Below are 15,759 nucleotides of genomic sequence, written 5' to 3'. Positions count from 1 at the left end.
GCCCGCTCCACCCACCCAGAAAGAGAACACGATGCGTAAAATCGCAAAGTCATTTGCAGTTGTCGCCACGGTGGCAGCACTGTCGCTGTCAGCCTGCGGCCGTGCCGACGAGTCCGGGACCACTGACGCCGCCGGCTTCGAAGAGGGATCCGCCATTGGCGTTGCCCTGCCCCAGAAGACCTCGGAGAACTGGGTCCTTGCTGAAGGCCTGTTCAACGACGGCCTCACGGAAGCCGGTTACGAGCCGCAGGTCCAGTTCGCCAACGGCGGCGTGTCCGAGCAGCAGAACCAGATCAGCTCCATGATCACCAACGGCGTCAAGGTACTGGTGGTCGGCGCAATCGACGGCGCCCAGCTTGGCTCGCAGCTGCAGGAAGCCAAGGATGCCGGTATCACCGTCATTGCCTACGACCGGCTGCTGACCAACACCGAGAACGTCGACTACTACGTGGCCTACGACAACTTCAAGGTCGGCCAGCTGCAGGGCCAGGCGCTGCTGGACGGTATGAAGGCCAACAAGCCCGAAGGCCCGTACAACATTGAACTGTTCGCCGGATCCCCCGACGATGCCAACGCCCAGGTCTTCTTCGACGGCGCCATGGACGTGCTGCAGCCCGAAATTGAAGCCGGCAACCTGAACGTTGTCTCCGGCCAGGCCGAGTTCAACCAGGCTGTCACGCAGGGCTGGAAGGCCGAGAACGCACAGAAGCGCATGGACACCCTGCTCTCCGGTTCCTACTCCGCCGAGGAGCTGGACGGTGTCCTCTCCCCCAATGACACGCTGGCCCGTGCCATCCTGACCTCTGTCTCCGCAGCCGGTAAGCCGGTTCCGGTTGTCACCGGGCAGGACTCCGAGGTTGAGTCGGTGAAGTCCATCATGGACGGCGTCCAGTACTCCACCATCAACAAGGACACCCGCGCCCTGGTGGACCACACCATTGAAATGGTCAAGGGCCTCGGGGCCGGCGAGGAACTGGAAATCAACGACGACGAGTCCTACGAAAACGGCGTCAAGATTGTTCCGGCCTACCTGCTGGAACCGGTGATCGTTACCAAGGAAAACGCCGCCGAGGCGTACGCCAACGATCCCACGCTGGCCGCTCTGGTCAAGTAAGGGTCATTAGGAACACTGCCCGGGCCGCCTCATTGAAGGCGGCCCGGGCTTTTCCTTGTCCGGCTGGTGCTTTTCCGGGTTTCTCCGGTCCGGGAAATTAATTCTAAAGAAACCTTGCTAAAGAAGTCTTTAGCAAGCAGGATGGGCGCATGGCCCCGCAGACAGATTCGCCCGAACCCCGACCGTCCGGCTCCGGACGCTCCGCTGAGATCTCCGATCCGGTCCGCATCCGGGCCCTGGCCCATCCGCTCCGCCTGGCCCTGCTGGACTATCTGGATAAGGTCCCGGAAGGCACAGCCACCCAGTGTGCTGCTGCGACCGGCGCGTCCGTGGCCAGCTGCTCCTACCATCTCCGGATCCTCGCGAAACACGGCTACATCGAGCAGGTCCAGCAGCCGGGACGGGAAAAACCCTGGCGGTCTCCGCAGCAGAGCCGCACCCATTCGGTTGACCCCGCGGTCCCCGGCTCACAGCACGCCCTGGCCGCACTGTCCGGCCTCCTGGTCACCCGGGAGTCGGAGCGGATCATGGACTGGGTCCGGACCTCCGGCGACTTGGCCTCCGAAGACGTCGACGCGGCGTCGATCCTCAAGAGCACGTTCTACGCAACGCCGGCTGAGCTGAAAGCTCTCCGCGAAGACATCATGGAACTCCTGGACCAGCTGGCACCCCGCCGCACCAACCCGGCGCTGCGGCCGCCCGGAAGCCGCGAAGTCCACTACTTCAGCGTGACCAACTTCGAGCCCGTCCCCTCCCCGGACGCGCCATGACGGGCCTGGCGGACACAGCCGGGGCCGGCACCAACCGCCAGGCCCTGGCCGTGCCGGCGTTCCGGCGCCTGTCCGCAGCGTGGGTCTTCTCCAATTTCGCCGACTCAGCCCTCTACCTCACGGCCGCTGTGTGGATGAAACACCTGACCGGCAGTGATGCCGCGGCCGGACTGGTGTTTGCCTGCCTGGGCCTGCCCGCCCTCCTTGCTCCGGTGACCGGCTGGCTCGCCGACCATCTCCCCCGGCGCGGGCTGCTCGTCGCAGCCAACGCCGGCTCTGCCGCCGTCGTCCTGCCCCTGCTGCTGATCAGCGATGCCACCTTGGCCTGGCTGATCTATCCGGTGATGTTCCTGTACGGCACCGGCTCCTACCTCACCGCCGCCGCGCAGTCGGGACTGCTCAAGGACTTGCTGGAACCACGCCTGCTGGCTCCCGGCAACGGGCTGCTGACCAGCATCGACCAGGGCCTGCGGATCGTGTCCCCGCTGCTGGGTGCCGGGCTGTTTGCACTGTGGGGCATGGCGCCGATCGTTGTGCTGACCGTCTGCTGTTTCGCGGTGTCCGCGCTTGTCCTCGCGGGGCTTCCGGCCCCAGCTGTCCAGGCTGCCCCGGAAAGCCGGCCCGGGTTCTGGACGGAGTCGATGGCCGGTGCGGTGTTCCTGGCCCGCCACCGGGTGCTGCGCACCGCCACGCTGGCGATCGTGATCCTGGTCTGCGGCGCTGGAGCGCTGAACGTCACTGAATTCGCTGCCGTGGACCAGGGTGCCGGGCTGCCGCCGGAATTCATCAGCGTGCTCGCCAGCGTCCAGGGGGTGTTTGCGATCATTGGCGGGCTGTCCGCAGCGGCAGTTATCCGCCGGACCGGCCTTTCCGGATGCCTGCGGATCGGCATCGCGGTTTTCGCGGTTGGCATTCCGCTGCTGGCCACTGCCTCGGTTCCGCTGTTTTTCCTGGCGGTTGCCCTTGCCGGTACCGGCGTCTCCCTGGCCGTGGTCTCCTTCAACACGCTGCGCCAGTCGGAAACCCCTTCCTCGCTCCAGGGCCGCACCGCCGCCGCCACGCATGTGATGATCAATCTTCCCCAGGTAGCCTCCTCCGCGCTGGCTGCGGTGCTGATCTCCGTCGTCGACTACCGGGCGCTAACCATCGCTGCATCGGTGATGTGCCTGGCGGCGCTCCTGCCCCTGCTGGCCCGCCGCCGGCCGGAGCCGCTGGATCCGGACGCTCCGCAGGCGGCGGCAGACCCGGCAGTGTAGCCATCCGGGACTGGGCAGCAGCCACCCCGGACCATAAGGTAGTTCTATTGCCGAGACACTAGCTGGCCAAGCCACTTACCGAGAGCCGAGGACTATGAGCGCCCCGCAGTACATTCACACACCGCCGTGTGTCCTTCAAGGGGCGCCCAGCCCGGTCCAGGCCACCGGCCGCATCCTGAGGTGGGGCGTCGTGGCCACCGGACACATCGCGGGCCGGGTCACCGAAGACATTGCCCGCCTTGAGGACGCTGTCCTGCAGGCCGTGAGCTCCCGCTCCGAGTCCACGGCAGTGGACTTTGCGGACCGGTTCGGGTTCGCTGCCAGCTATTGCGACGACGAGGCCCGGGGCAAAGGCCACCGGCAGCTCTTTGACGATCCGGACGTCGACGTTGTCTACATCGCCTCTCCCCACGCCCAGCACTATGAGCTGGCCCGCGAAGCGCTCGAAGCCGGCAAGCACGTGCTGTGCGAAAAATCGATCACCATCAACGCCGCCGAAATGGCGGACCTGATGGAGGTTGCCGCCCGCCGTGAGGTTTTCCTGATGGAAGCCGTCTGGACCCGGTTCCTCCCCTGCATCAACCGGCTGTGGGAAATCCTTGCCAGCGGCGAGCTGGGCACCATCAACTGGGTGCAGGCCGATCTTGGGTTTCCGGCACCCTATAACCCGGCAAACCGGCTCTGGGATCCTGCGGCCGGCGGCGGCGCGCTCCTGGACCTCGCGGTCTATCCCCTGACCCTCGCCGTCGGGGCCCTCGGCTTCCCACAGCGTGTGCAGGCCACGGGGTCGCTGAACAAGGACGGCGTGGACACCCAGAACGCCCTCACACTGGGCTACGATTCCGGGGCGCTGGCCCAGCTGACGTCCTCCCTGCTCTCTTCCGGTCCCCGCACGGCCACGATCTCCGGTAGTGAGGGCTGGGTCCGCACCGGGGCGCCCCTGCACAATCCCGTGGAACTGCATATCCAGCAGCACCTGGGCGAGGCACGGGTTGAGCGCTTCCAGCAGGTAGGTAACGGCTACACATACGAGATCCGCGAAGTCACCCGCTGCATCCAGGAAGGGCTGCTCGAAAGCCCCACCATGCCGTGGTCGGATTCTCTTCGCACCATGCAGCTCTTTGACGAGGCCCGGGCGCAGCTTGGGGTCCGCTACCCCAACGACGACGCTCCGCGGCACTCACTGCACACGCTGAGCAAACTCCCAGGTTCCGCATAGTCCTGCCACAGCCCAACCCAGCGGCAGGCACAGCAACCCCCGGGATGCTGGTCTAGCCGCAGGTTGAAAGCTGTGGCAGAACCAGCGTCCCCGGAGGAAAAATGAACATTCTCGCCCGCAGTATGGGCAACGCCTTTCGCAACCGAGTGCGAAGCGGCGCCGTCATCGTCATTCTTGCGGTGGCCATCGGCCTAGCCCTGTCCATGCTGGTCGCCCATCAAGCGGTTGCCGCGAAGGTCTCGGACCTCAAGAGCCAAATCGGCACGGAACTCACCGTCAACCCCGCGGGATCGCGGGGTTTTGAAGGCGGAGGCGAACCGCTCACCGACCAGGACCTGGCCACCATCCAGGGAGCAGATCACGTTTCTGCCGCGTCAGGCACCCTGGCCCTGCGCCTGTCCACGGCCAGCGATTCCACGGAAGGAACCGACGCCGCGGATACCGGAGCCAGCCAGAACCAGAGGGGCGGACCCGGAGGCGGGATGTCCACCGCGGGCTCCACCAGCCTGGAATCCGCCGTCGAAGCCGGCACCCTGGGCCAGCGGAATAACGGAGACAGCTCCACGGACAGCCAGGCCATGCCCGCGTTCTCCCTCCCCATCACAGCCACCGGGATCAGCAGCGCCATGGACACCGGCGTCGACGCGCTGACCCTGACCGAAGGCTCCGCCATCGCTGACTACTCGGCCAGCTCCACGCAGGCCCTGCTGGGAACCGCACTGGCAGAGAAGAACGGGCTGACCACGGGTTCCACCTTCGAAGCCCTGGGCCGCACGTTCACCGTCACGGGAGTGTTCGACGCCGGCACGGAGTTCGACAACAACACCCTCTACCTTCCGCTCGCCGCAGCGCAGGAGCTGAGCGGCCAGGCCGGGGAACTGAGCACCATCTCGGTGACAGTCGACAGCATGGAGAACGTCGAGCCGGTCCAGGCCGCTCTCCTCGAAGAACTCGGTTCAGACCGGGTGGATGTCACTGCCGGCTCCACCGGCCTGTCGGAAGCTGTCGATTCCCTCGCCAGCGTGCAGGCGATTTCACTCATCGGCTTCGTCGCCGCCCTGGTGACCGCCGCCCTGATCGTCCTGCTGATCATGATCATGGTGGTCCGTGAGCGCCGCCGGGAGATCGGTGTCCTGAAGGCCATCGGCGCTTCGAACAAGACCATCGGACTGCAGTTCGTCCTCGAAGCCGTTGTCCTGGTGGTGCTCGGGGCCGTGGTTGGATCGGCTATCGCCATGGGAGCAAGCGGGCCAATCGCCGGGGCGCTGGTGGACAGCAGCACCGATACCGGCACCACCGCTGCCGCCGCTGCGGTTCCCGGAGGCGGGCAGGCCGGCGGCGGACAGCTGCAGGCTCCACCGGAATCCGGCGGCCAGGCCATGGGCACTCCACCCGACGCCGGCTCGGGTGGGCCGGGCGGCGGCTCCATGCGTGGAGGCCCCTTTGGCGAGACCGCAGACCTGATCGGAACCGTCACCACATCCGTGGGTCCGGCCACCATCGGACTGGGTGCGGCGGGCATCCTGTTCATCGCGGTTCTGGGTGCCCTGGTTCCGGCTCTGCTGACAGCACGCATCCGGCCGATCGAAGTCCTGCGAGGAGAATAACCATGCTTGAAGTAAAGAATGTCGTCAAGGAATTCAAGACCGGTGACAGCAGGATCAAGCCGGTTAACGGCGTCTCATTCACCCTTCCGCAGGGCACCTTTGCTGCGATCCTGGGCAAAAGCGGCAGCGGGAAATCCACCCTGCTCTCCATCCTGGGCGCCCTGGACAAAGCCACCAGCGGAGACGTGATCGTCAACGGCGTCAACATCTCTGCCCTGCCGGACGGTAAACTGACGGACTACCGGCGCAATGACATCGGTTTTGTGTTCCAGCAGTACAACCTGATTCCGAACCTGACGGCCTTGGAGAACGTTATGCTGCCCATGGAGTTCGCCGGTGTCCCGAAACCCGGCCGGATCGCCCGGGCCCGTGAGCTGCTGAACGGCGTGGAGCTGACGGAGGAGCTGCACGGGCGTAAGGCCAACCGGCTTTCCGGCGGGCAGCAGCAGCGCGTTTCCATAGCCCGTGCCCTGGCGAACCGGCCGCAGCTGATCCTGGCGGATGAGCCCACCGGCAACCTGGATGAGGAAACCGGTGAGCTGATCATCGAGCTCCTGCGGAACCTCTGCCGGCGGGAGAACACCACCATCCTGGTGGTCACCCATGACCAGGCCCTGGCCCGGAAAACCGACCGCCGGCTGCGGCTGCTCAAAGGCCAGATCGTCGAAGAGTAACCGCTGCAAACCAACGGCAGGGGCCCCCGAACCGGGTGCCCCTGCCCTTGGTTTCCAAGCTTCGGTTCCTGAGCCCAGTATCTAGTCGCCCAGTATCTAAGCGCCGGGTGCCTAAGCTCGGGGTTCCTAAGCGTCGGTCTGGGACTCGTCCGGGCTACCCGCCCAGGCCACCCAGGCCGCCGGAGAACTTACCGATCAGATCCTGCGGATTTACACCCAGCTTGCTGAGCAGACCCGAGTCCTTGTCGGTATCCACCTGGTCCGGCAATTCAGATTCCGCCTGGTCCGCCTGGTCGCTGCTGCCCTTGCTCTTCAGGAAATCGATAATCTGCTGCTTTCCGATCTGCATTTCTGTCTCCTTACATGGGCTTTCGGTGGGCCTGCGGTGCGCCCGTTTCTGGTTCCCCTTCAACGAGACTAGGCACAGGCGGGCCCGGCACAACAGGCCCCCGGGAGCTTTCCAGCCAAGCCCGCCGGCACGCTATACAACATCCCGCAGCCGTGGTTACCTTCATCCATGGGCGCAGAAGTCTCCTCCAAGTCCTTCAGCCGCGAGCAGCGGACCCGTTACCGTGCCCGCCTGCTGGAAAACCTGGACAGATTTGCCGGTTTCCTGGGCACCGCTGAATTCGCCGACTCCGCAAGCATCGGCGTCGAGCTTGAACTCAACCTGACCAATGACGATTTCACCCCAGCCCTGCGCAATGCTTCCGTGCTGGAACAAATTGCCGATCCTGCGTTCCAGACCGAGATGGGCGCCTTCAACATCGAGATGAATCATCCGGCGCTCTCGATCCGGGCAGCGGGCCTGCAGGAACTGGAAGCGAGCCTTCGGCGCCAGCTCAACCGGGCAGACGAGCTGGCAGCCAAGGCCGAAGCAAACATCCTCATGGTGGGAATTCTTCCAACACTCACCCCGGCCGTTCTCGACGGAGATGCCTGGATCAGTTCCGGGGCGCGGTATGCGGCCCTGAACACTTCCGTCCTCCAGGCGCGCGGCGAGGACGTGTATCTGTCGCTCACCGGGGTGGAAACGCTGTCCCGGTATGCTGCGAACATTGCTCCGGAGGCTGCCTGCACCTCCCTGCAGCTGCACCTGGAAGTCAGCCCTTCCGATTTTGCCCCCGCGTGGAACGCAGCCCAGCTGATCGCCGGGCCACAGGTGGCCCTGGCCGCCAACTCCCCCGTGTTTATGGAACGTATCCTGTGGCAGGAAACGCGCATCGAACTCTTCAAACAGGCCATCGACACCCGTCCGCCGGAAATGCGGAACCAAGGGGTCAGGCCCAGGGTCTGGTTCGGTGAACGGTGGATCACCTCGATGTTCGATCTCTTCGAGGAGAACGTCCGTTATTTTCCGGCTCTGCTGCCCGAGGTGTCCGCTGCCGGTTCGGGTTCCACCCAGTCCGGCGCCCCGCTGCTGCCGGAACTGCGCCTGCACAACGGCACCGTCTACCGGTGGAACCGGCCGATCTACGATCCCGGCACCGAGACACCCAACCTGCGGCTGGAAAACCGCACCCTGCCGGCCGGACCCACGGTCCTGGATGTTACCGCCAACGCGGCGTTTTTCTACGGTCTTGTCCATACGCTGCGGACAGCCGACCGTCCGCTCTGGACCAGAATGGCGTTCAAGACAGCCACGGACAATTTCCTGGCGTGCTCCCGCCTGGGGCTGGACGCCTCGGTCTATTGGCCGGGCATTGGTGACATTCCCGTGGCGGAACTCGTGGTGCGGCACCTCGTCCCCATGGCCGCGGACGGGCTGCGGGAACTTGGCGTGGACGAAGCCTGCATCGCACGCTACCTCGGCGTTATTGGGGAACGGGCGCGCAGCGAGCAGAACGGTGCTTCCTGGCAGATCGCGGTGCTGGGGAAGCTCGAGGCTGCAGGTTTCGGCCGGACCGCGGCCTTGTCCGAAATGACCCGGCGGTACTGGCACCACATGCACAGCAACGAGCCGGTGCATTTGTGGCCGCTGGACTAGCCAGCGGCGTCCGGTCTAGGCAGGAGCGCGGCGGGTGGCCAACACTGGAAGTAGCCGGCGGGAGTTACCTTGTGATCATTGGCACTCTCCATATGAGAGTGCTAATCTAATTCCACACTTGAGCGTAGTCGGCTCAAGTTGTCGACCCTTCGTTTATTCATTTCTGGTTGTTTGATTTCTATCAGTGACGAACACAGCTCACCGCCCCGGCGGGACGGTGAAAAGGAGTTGATGAGAATGGCGATGAAATTCGATCCCTTCCGCGAACTGGACCGGGTAGCAGGCGCTCTCCTGGATCCGCGGCAGAGGCTGCGGCTGATGCCGATCGACCTGTACCGCGAGGGCGACCACTACATCATGAACGCGGACCTGCCGGGAATCGATCCGGGATCCGTTGATGTGGACGTGGACGGCCAGCTTCTGACCATCCGCGCTGAGCGCACCATCCAGGCCCCGGAAGGCGCCACCTGGCTGACCCGGGAGCGTGAGTCCGGAAGTTTCCTGCGGCAGCTGAACCTTGGCCAGGGCATTGATATCGACGGTATTTCCGCGAAGTACGAAAACGGTGTGCTGAGCGTCTTTATCCCCGTCAGCGAGCGGGCCAAGCCCCGGAAGATTGAAGTTTCCGCCTCCTACAAGGACAGCGGAAACGTCATTCAGGGCGAAACGTCCTCCGCCTCGGTCGGCTCCTCCGCTGGTGCTGGCTCTTCTGGCAGCTCCGGCACGGGGACAGGCACGTCATCAGGTTCCGGAACCGGTTCGTCCCAGCCGGGATATTCAGACGGCGCCGGCATCTAGCTGGCTGGACCTGACAGCACAGAGCCCGGTCCACTCGGACCGGGCTCTGTGCTGCTTGTACTTAGTGCATACTTCCGGGCCCAGCCCGGGATACCGGCCGAAAGGAACCGTTTGGTTCAGTTCAACAACACCGCGGCGAGCGCCCGGATGGCTTCCTTCGCAGGATCGGGGGCATAGCCCTCCGTGCACACCGCCAGGCACAAGGTCTCCCCGCCGGAATCCGCAGGGCCCACAAAGGCTACATCGTGTTCGATCCCGTCCACCCAGCCTGATTTACTGCCCCAGTCCCGGCCAGGACCGAGCACATCCGCAATGACCGGATACTGCTGGTCCCGCAGCATACCGAGCAGCACCGCCGTCGTCTCCGGGCTGGCGGCCCGCCCCGAAACGACGGCGGCCATGGTGATGGCGAGCGCGCGCGGCGAGACGTCGTGGGAGAAGCCGGCCTCCCGGGCGGGATAGTCGCCGATCAAACGGTCCATGCCGGCGTCTTCCGCTCCCACCCGGGCGAAGGCGGCATTAACCGCATCCAGGCCCATCAGCTCAGCCAGGATGTTGGTTGCCTCGTTTGAGGAGAAGGCGATCATCCGCCCGGCAAGATCCCGGAGAGTCACGGGTGTGCCCACTGATGGCATACCGTGGTCGACTTCACCAGGGACGAAGCCGAACTCGCCGGCGCCCGCTATCCGGCTGGAGAACCAGTGACGGCTTGGCAAATTCAGGTCCCAGGCCAGCAAACCGGTGTCAATCCGTTCCGCCAAGGCGAGGAGTACACCAAGCTTCACCGTGCTTGCCCCGTAAAACGAAGCATGATCACCGCGGGAGGCCAGGACCCTGCCAGTTGTGTCGGTGAGGCAGAATCCTATGCGGGGCCCGTTCATGGTTTGTCTCCTGACCACGCTGGCACGCTGGCAATGAGCCCTGCCGGAAGCAGGGCCGAGGCTGTTACGGCACGAATAATCTCCTGCGCATGCTCCGGTGCGTAGCCCCTGGTACATACGGCCAGGGTGTAAACGTCCTGGAGGCCGCCTCCGTTGGGACGGAAGAAGGCAACGTCGTGCTCGATCCCCGTCACGCTGCCTGACTTGCTCCCCCAGTCCAGCTTCATGCCCCCAGTCCCCTGGACCGCCAGTAGCTCGGCCGCGATGACAAGGTGCCGCTGCCCACGCAGGTAGTCGCGCATGGCTTCCCCAGTGGGGCCCTCCCGCGTCGCCGCCGCGCGCATCAGCAGGGTGAGGTCCGAGGCGGTGGTTACGTTCGTAAATCCGGCGGCCAAGGCAGCATAGTCTCCGAATAACCGGCCCATTCCGGAGTTGGAGGCCCCGGACCTGCTTATGGCGGCGTCAACTGTGTCCAGGCCGACAAGGGCTGCTGCCATATTGGTCGCTTCGTTGGAGGAGACCTCGATCATCCGGCGCAGCACATCGTCCAGGCACATGAGGGTGCCCGGGATCATCGCTTCGTCGACTTCTTCAGGATCGAAGTCATAGGTTCCGGCACCCCTGATTCGACTGGAAAACGTCCGGGTGGCGGTTAGCGGTTGGGAAAGGTCCAGCCGTCCGGCGGCGACTTGTTCCATTGCCGCCAGGAGCACACCCACCTTTATCGTGCTGGCGGAATAGACAGGTTCATCTTCCCGGAGCCCCAGGAGAATTTTCCCGGCTGGATCCCGCAGGCAGCAGGAGATGAACGGCTTACCGTCGCTGTAAGCGGAGACCACGCTCATCCGCGGGATCCCTGCAGGGTCAATACAGCTTCCTGACCCGCGTGCAGTTCAGCCCGCACTCCCAGCGGGATGCTGCGGGCCTGTGGACCGTGCCCAAGGGGAAATCCGGAGGCCAGAGGGATACCGAGGGGCGAGAGTACTTCGTCCAGGAGATCGAGGACAGCCGTAAGTTCGCCGCATTCAACCCAGGTTCCCAGTACGATTCCGGCTGCACCCTCGAAATACCCGGAACGGAGCAGGATGTGGAGCAGGGCATCAAGCCGGTATGGCTCCTCGGTGACGTCTTCGAGGAGGACGATTTTTCCCTCGGCCCGCTTCCGCGTTCGTCCACGCGTACCGGTGGTCATGGCAAGAAGGCTGAGGTTTCCGCCGGTGAGTTCTCCCGTGGCCCTTCCAGCGACCATGGTTCGGGCGCCGGTCCCGGCTTGGTACACACCCGGGTGGGTCCCGAAAACCGCGCTGTGCAGGTCTTCGGCCGCGATGTCATCCCCGAGGACGGCATCGGTTCCGATCATGGGGCTGAACCAGGTAGCCAATCCCAGTTGCTCAGACCAGAACTCGTGCAGGGCTGTGACATCGGAGGAGCCGAAGAGCGCCTTGGGCGCAGCCGCCCGCAGCTTGTCCGTGTCCAGTAAATCCAGGATCCGCACCGCGCCGTACCCGCCCCGGGCACAGAAGACCGCCTTGAGCGTGTCATCGCACCAGGCGTCCTGCAGGTCGGCGGCGCGTTCGGCGTCGGTACCGGCCAGGTAGCCGGCCCGTGGATGAACGGCCCGGGCGTTGGGACCGGGTACAGGCACCAGATCCCAGCTTTGCAGCAGCTCCATCGCCTGTCTGAGCCGTTCCGCGGAGGCCGGCCCTGACGGGCACACAATTCCTACTCGGTCGCCGGGCTGCAGCGGGGCCGGCACGGATCGGCCCGTCACAGCCGCGCCTCGCTGCGGTCATCGCCGCCGGCGTCGTCCAGCGTGTTGTTCGCCGGGACGACTGCCAGGAGCTTCTTCGTGTACTCATGCCGAGGCCTGAGCAGCACGTCCTCGGTCCGGCCTTCTTCCACTATCCTTCCCCTGTACATCACAGCCACACGGTCAGCTATGTTCCACGCCAGTCCAAGGTCGTGCGTGATGACCAGAGCGCCAAGACCGAGTTCGCATTTAAGTCTGAGCAGCAAGGCCAGGATTTCCGCGCGGACTGATGCATCCAGGCTTGCCACCGGTTCGTCCGCCACAATAAAGGCGGGATCGAGGGCCAGCGCTCCGGCGATAACCACCCGCTGGCGCTGCCCACCGGACAGCTCCTGGGGAATTGCCGAAAGGAACCGCTCCGGCGGGGTCAGCTCCGCTGAGACCAGTGCCTGGATAACAGTGTCCTGCTCGGCCTGCTGCAGCTTGTGCAGACGCGGTCCCTCCGCGACTGCCTCGTAGACCGAGTGCTTGGGGTTGAGCGCCGCGGATGGGTCCTGCAGGACAAACTGCACCTGGCGCCGGTATTCCTTGAGGGCAGCCCGGCCGCGGCCCAGCGGTTTGCCGTCGAAGGTAATCTGCCCCGAAGAAGGTGCCTGCAGTCCCAGGATCGTCCGTGCCAGGGTTGTTTTCCCTGAACCGGACTGACCCACAAGTGCCACAATTTCACCCCGCCCACAGGCCAGCGACACGGAGTCGACCGCCGTCGTCCCCCGCCCATTCCCTCCGCCGAAACGAACCGTGATGTCCTCCGCCCGGATGAGTGGTTCCGGACGTACCCCGTCCTGCGGCTTGGCCTCCGCGCCCGGGGCCGACGGCGCATTGGGAGCGGTGTATTTGGGCAGGCTGAGCCGGGAGGCCGGATCCCCGATGATTGGGAAGGCTGCAGCCAGTGCCTGAGTGTGAGGGTGCTGCGGGCTGCGCATCACCTGAGCCGAAGGACCGTCCTCGACAATCTCTCCGCCCTGCATCACCACGATCCGTGAGCAGGTGGCTGCCAGGACGGAAAGATCGTGGCTGATCATCACCAGCGTGATACCGCGGCTGCGGACCAGTTCCGTCAGCAGTTCAAGAACCTGGGATTGGACAATAACATCCAGGGCCGTGGTGGGTTCGTCCGCAATAATGACTTCCGGCTCACACGCCAGGGCCATGGCGATCATAACCCGCTGCTTCTGGCCGCCTGAAAGCTCATGCGGATAGCTGCCCGCCTTGCTGACCGGGATATCTACCTGTGCCAGGAGTTCGCTGACACGCCTGCTGCGTTCCTGCTCGGATTTGTATTTCGCCTGCTCCCCCGTGGCGTGGATCGACAGGGCCTCACCGATCTGATCCCTAATCCGTTGAACGGGATTCAGGGAGTGCATTGCCCCTTGGAAAACAATGGCTGCTTCGCTCCAGCGCACGGCGCGCAGCCTCCCCCAGCTCAAGGTGGAGATGTCCTCATCTCCCAGCAGGATGCTCCCTGAGATCCTCGCGTTGGCGGGCAACAGCCGCAGGACGGACATGGCCAGGGTGGACTTTCCGCAGCCCGATTCCCCGGCCAGCCCCACCGATGATCCAGCCTCGATGATCAGGTCCACCCCGTTGACGGCGGACACCGTGCCGCGTCCGCTTTGTGCAGGAGTCTCATAGGAAATCCGGACGTCTTTGAATTCAAGCTTGGGCATTTAGCGACCTCGCAAAGTGGGGTTGATGACCGCTTCGAACGCCCGGCCTACCAGTGTAAAGGCAAGCACGACGACGACGATCGCGATGCCAGGGGGCAGGACGTACCACCAGTAGCCGCCAGTCGCAGCCCCCGTGTCCATCGCCATTTTCAGCATCGATCCCCAGGAAATGGTGCTGGGGTCACCCAGGCCAAGGAAGGCCAGCGTTGACTCCGCGATGATGGCGGATCCGACGGTGAGCGTGGTGTTGGCCATCACGAGGGGCATCACTGCGGGGAGTACATGCCGGGAAATGACGTGGCTGTCGGAAGCACCCAGCGCCCAGGACCGTTCAATGTACGGACGGGATTCGACAGTGAGGGTCTGGGACCGGACCAGACGGGCCGTACTGGCCCAGGAAGTCACCCCAATGGCCACGATGATCGTGAGTACTCCGGGGCCGATGACCGATGAAAGCACAATGGCCAGTACCAGGGACGGGACCACCAGGAAGAAGTCGATGATGCGCATGAGGACTCCCTGGGTCATCCCCTTGAAGTGTCCCGCAGCCATGCCCATCACGGTTCCGATAACCACGGAGACAATCGTGGCGGCGAAGCCGACGAGGAGCGAGATCCGGGCCCCCCACAACAGCATGCCCAGGATGGACCTGCCAGCCGGATCGGTACCCAGCGGGTTGGCGAGGGTGGGCGGCTGGTTCTGGGGTGTGTCGATGCGTGTGACGTCGAGCGTTTCGGCCGGGACCAGGACGGGCGCGAGTACAGCCAATGCGATGACCGCCAGGAGGAACACGAGCCCCGTCATACCGGTTCCGCTGGAACGGAATTCGCGCCACACCTCTGCCACGCGCTGCCGGCGGCGCTGGGCGGCGACGCTGCTGCGGCCGTTCTGGCCGGCGGGTGGTGCGGTGTCTCCCGGATTACGGGTCGATTGATTGGTCATGACGTACGCAGCCTTGGATCGAGGACCCTGTACAGCAGGTCCGCCAGGAAATTCATCAGGATCACAATGGAGGAGAACACCACGAATGTGCCCTGAAGAACAGGAAAGTCAGGCGCACTGAGTGCCTGGAAGGTCAGGTACCCCAGCCCGGGCCAGGAGAAAACTGTTTCGACCGTGACCGCGCCGCCGACCAGGCCGCCCAGAGTGAGGAAGATCAGCGTTACGGTGGGCAGCAGGGCGTTGGGCACCGCGTGCCGGCGCCGGACCAGATCCTCCTTCAGGCCCTTGGCGCGGGCGGTGGTCAGGTAGTCGGACGTCATTTCCTCCAGCAAAGACGCACGCATGACCAGCAGGTACTGTGCGTAAACCACGGCGACCATAGTCAGGACAGGCAGCACCATATGCATGGCAACATCCCAGATGTACGCAGGCCCGGTCAGTGAGCTTCCGGCCGTGACCATGCCGCCGGTAGGGAACCAGCGCAGAGTTCCTCCAAACAGGAGCAACAGGAGCAAGCCGAGCCAGAACGTCGGCACGGACCAGAACACCAGCGCCAGTCCGGTCTGCAGCTTGTCGAACAGTGAATTCCGCCGCCAGGCCGCCTTCTGCCCGAGCCATAGTCCAAGCAGGACGGAGATGACCGCTGCGGATCCGGTGAGGAGCAGGGTGGCTCCCATCCGGTCTCCGATCAGCTGAACCACCGGCTGATTGTAGGTGTAGGAGTACCCCAGGTCTCCGGTCAGGAGGTTCGTGAGGTAGGTCCAGAACTGGACCAGCAGCGGCTGGTCCAGTCCCAGTTGACTGCGCAGGATTTCCATCTGCTCCGCGCTGACCCGCCGCCCGTCCGACATGGACCTGACAGGATCACCGGGCAGAATCCGGAAGGCGAAGAACCCCAGGATGACGACCATAATCAGGGAGATCCCGGCTCCGCCTGCTTTCCTGCCGGCGTACCGGAGCCAGGACATCCCTCTTGCTGGTTCGTCATGGTCGGTTACTGCTTCAATTTCGGAGCTCAGCACTCCGGACATGGC

At 64.5% G+C, this 15,759-nt stretch carries 15 protein-coding genes; 8 read left to right on the top strand and 7 right to left on the bottom strand.

Going from position 1 to position 15,759, the window contains the following annotated elements; genetic code table 11:
- The first annotated feature begins 31 nt into the window (after positions 1–31).
- The 6 genes from AL3_RS07365 to AL3_RS07340 all read left to right on the top strand — a co-directional run bounded on the left by AL3_RS07365 (position 32) and on the right by AL3_RS07340 (position 6,640).
- A complete protein-coding gene (locus AL3_RS07365) occupies positions 32–1,114 on the top strand; it encodes a substrate-binding domain-containing protein (RefSeq protein ID WP_066298750.1) in 1,083 nt (360 codons plus the stop codon).
- 149 nt (positions 1,115–1,263) lie between these two features.
- Positions 1,264–1,884, top strand: coding sequence for a winged helix-turn-helix domain-containing protein (locus tag AL3_RS07360; RefSeq protein WP_066298748.1), 621 nt, complete (start codon positions 1,264–1,266; stop codon positions 1,882–1,884).
- On the top strand, positions 1,881–3,140 hold the full coding sequence (locus tag AL3_RS07355) for an MFS transporter (protein WP_066298746.1): 1,260 nt from the start codon (positions 1,881–1,883) through the stop codon (positions 3,138–3,140). The genes AL3_RS07360 and AL3_RS07355 overlap by 4 nt, the downstream gene beginning before the upstream one ends.
- Before the next feature lie 94 nt (positions 3,141–3,234).
- Positions 3,235–4,359: a Gfo/Idh/MocA family protein gene (locus AL3_RS07350; RefSeq protein WP_066298744.1), complete on the top strand. Its 1,125-nt coding sequence runs from the start codon at positions 3,235–3,237 to the stop codon at positions 4,357–4,359.
- A gap of 101 nt (positions 4,360–4,460) precedes the next feature.
- Positions 4,461–5,966 carry an ABC transporter permease gene (locus tag AL3_RS07345; RefSeq protein ID WP_066298742.1) on the top strand — a complete coding sequence of 502 codons (1,506 nt, stop codon included), beginning with the start codon at positions 4,461–4,463 and terminating at the stop codon, positions 5,964–5,966.
- 2 nt (positions 5,967–5,968) lie between these two features.
- A complete protein-coding gene (locus tag AL3_RS07340; protein ID WP_066298739.1) occupies positions 5,969–6,640 on the top strand; it encodes an ABC transporter ATP-binding protein in 672 nt (223 codons plus the stop codon).
- 154 nt (positions 6,641–6,794) lie between these two features.
- Here the strand turns inward: AL3_RS07340 and AL3_RS07335 are convergent, their stop codons facing one another.
- Positions 6,795–6,989: a hypothetical protein gene (locus tag AL3_RS07335; RefSeq protein WP_066298736.1), complete on the bottom strand. Its 195-nt coding sequence runs from the start codon at positions 6,987–6,989 to the stop codon at positions 6,795–6,797.
- A 168-nt stretch (positions 6,990–7,157) separates the two neighbouring features.
- On the opposite strand from AL3_RS07335, the gene AL3_RS07330 reads away from it, so the two are divergent.
- Positions 7,158–8,627: a glutamate-cysteine ligase family protein gene (locus AL3_RS07330; RefSeq protein WP_066298732.1), complete on the top strand. Its 1,470-nt coding sequence runs from the start codon at positions 7,158–7,160 to the stop codon at positions 8,625–8,627.
- Positions 8,628–8,864: 237 nt separating this feature from the next.
- Positions 8,865–9,425, top strand: a complete 561-nt coding sequence (locus tag AL3_RS07325; protein WP_083521542.1) for an Hsp20/alpha crystallin family protein — start codon at positions 8,865–8,867, stop codon at positions 9,423–9,425.
- A gap of 116 nt (positions 9,426–9,541) precedes the next feature.
- On the opposite strand, the gene AL3_RS07320 is transcribed toward AL3_RS07325, so the two are convergent.
- From AL3_RS07320 to AL3_RS07295, 6 genes are read right to left on the bottom strand one after another with little or no spacing between them, the layout of a single operon-like run.
- Positions 9,542–10,306 (bottom strand): serine hydrolase, encoded by a 765-nt coding sequence (locus tag AL3_RS07320; protein ID WP_066298730.1) that lies wholly within the window; start codon positions 10,304–10,306, stop codon positions 9,542–9,544.
- On the bottom strand, positions 10,303–11,151 hold the full coding sequence (locus AL3_RS07315) for a serine hydrolase (protein ID WP_066298727.1): 849 nt from the start codon (positions 11,149–11,151) through the stop codon (positions 10,303–10,305). The genes AL3_RS07320 and AL3_RS07315 overlap by 4 nt, the downstream gene beginning before the upstream one ends.
- Positions 11,148–12,023: a S66 peptidase family protein gene (locus tag AL3_RS07310; RefSeq protein ID WP_205054140.1), complete on the bottom strand. Its 876-nt coding sequence runs from the start codon at positions 12,021–12,023 to the stop codon at positions 11,148–11,150. The genes AL3_RS07315 and AL3_RS07310 overlap by 4 nt, the downstream gene beginning before the upstream one ends.
- 50 nt (positions 12,024–12,073) lie before the next feature.
- Positions 12,074–13,783, bottom strand: a complete 1,710-nt coding sequence (gene nikE / locus AL3_RS07305) for a nickel ABC transporter ATP-binding protein NikE (RefSeq protein WP_066298725.1) — start codon at positions 13,781–13,783, stop codon at positions 12,074–12,076.
- The gene (locus tag AL3_RS07300) at positions 13,784–14,725 is read right to left on the bottom strand and encodes an ABC transporter permease (protein WP_083521540.1); all 942 of its coding nucleotides are present in this window, start codon (positions 14,723–14,725) and stop codon (positions 13,784–13,786) included.
- On the bottom strand, positions 14,722–15,756 hold the full coding sequence (locus tag AL3_RS07295; RefSeq protein ID WP_066298723.1) for an ABC transporter permease: 1,035 nt from the start codon (positions 15,754–15,756) through the stop codon (positions 14,722–14,724). Before AL3_RS07295 ends, AL3_RS07300 begins: the two co-directional genes overlap by 4 nt.
- Positions 15,757–15,759 lie beyond the last annotated feature (3 nt).

It is taken from the genome of Arthrobacter luteolus NBRC 107841, from assembly GCF_001552075.1.
In the GTDB taxonomy this organism is placed as follows: domain Bacteria; phylum Actinomycetota; class Actinomycetes; order Actinomycetales; family Micrococcaceae; genus Arthrobacter_B; species Arthrobacter_B luteolus.
This window is presented reverse-complemented; position numbering and strand designations above follow the sequence as displayed.

Coding starts and splice junctions, on each gene's coding strand:
- AL3_RS07365 (WP_066298750.1), top strand. CDS start 32: ATGCGTAAAATCGCAAAGTCATTTGCAGTTGTCGCCACGGTGGCAGCA.
- AL3_RS07360 (WP_066298748.1), top strand. CDS start 1,264: ATGGCCCCGCAGACAGATTCGCCCGAACCCCGACCGTCCGGCTCCGGA.
- AL3_RS07355 (WP_066298746.1), top strand. CDS start 1,881: ATGACGGGCCTGGCGGACACAGCCGGGGCCGGCACCAACCGCCAGGCC.
- AL3_RS07350 (WP_066298744.1), top strand. CDS start 3,235: ATGAGCGCCCCGCAGTACATTCACACACCGCCGTGTGTCCTTCAAGGG.
- AL3_RS07345 (WP_066298742.1), top strand. CDS start 4,461: ATGAACATTCTCGCCCGCAGTATGGGCAACGCCTTTCGCAACCGAGTG.
- AL3_RS07340 (WP_066298739.1), top strand. CDS start 5,969: ATGCTTGAAGTAAAGAATGTCGTCAAGGAATTCAAGACCGGTGACAGC.
- AL3_RS07335 (WP_066298736.1), bottom strand. CDS start 6,989: ATGCAGATCGGAAAGCAGCAGATTATCGATTTCCTGAAGAGCAAGGGC.
- AL3_RS07330 (WP_066298732.1), top strand. CDS start 7,158: ATGGGCGCAGAAGTCTCCTCCAAGTCCTTCAGCCGCGAGCAGCGGACC.
- AL3_RS07325 (WP_083521542.1), top strand. CDS start 8,865: ATGGCGATGAAATTCGATCCCTTCCGCGAACTGGACCGGGTAGCAGGC.
- AL3_RS07320 (WP_066298730.1), bottom strand. CDS start 10,306: ATGAACGGGCCCCGCATAGGATTCTGCCTCACCGACACAACTGGCAGG.
- AL3_RS07315 (WP_066298727.1), bottom strand. CDS start 11,151: ATGAGCGTGGTCTCCGCTTACAGCGACGGTAAGCCGTTCATCTCCTGC.
- nikE (WP_066298725.1), bottom strand. CDS start 13,783: ATGCCCAAGCTTGAATTCAAAGACGTCCGGATTTCCTATGAGACTCCT.
- AL3_RS07300 (WP_083521540.1), bottom strand. CDS start 14,725: ATGACCAATCAATCGACCCGTAATCCGGGAGACACCGCACCACCCGCC.
- AL3_RS07295 (WP_066298723.1), bottom strand. CDS start 15,756: ATGTCCGGAGTGCTGAGCTCCGAAATTGAAGCAGTAACCGACCATGAC.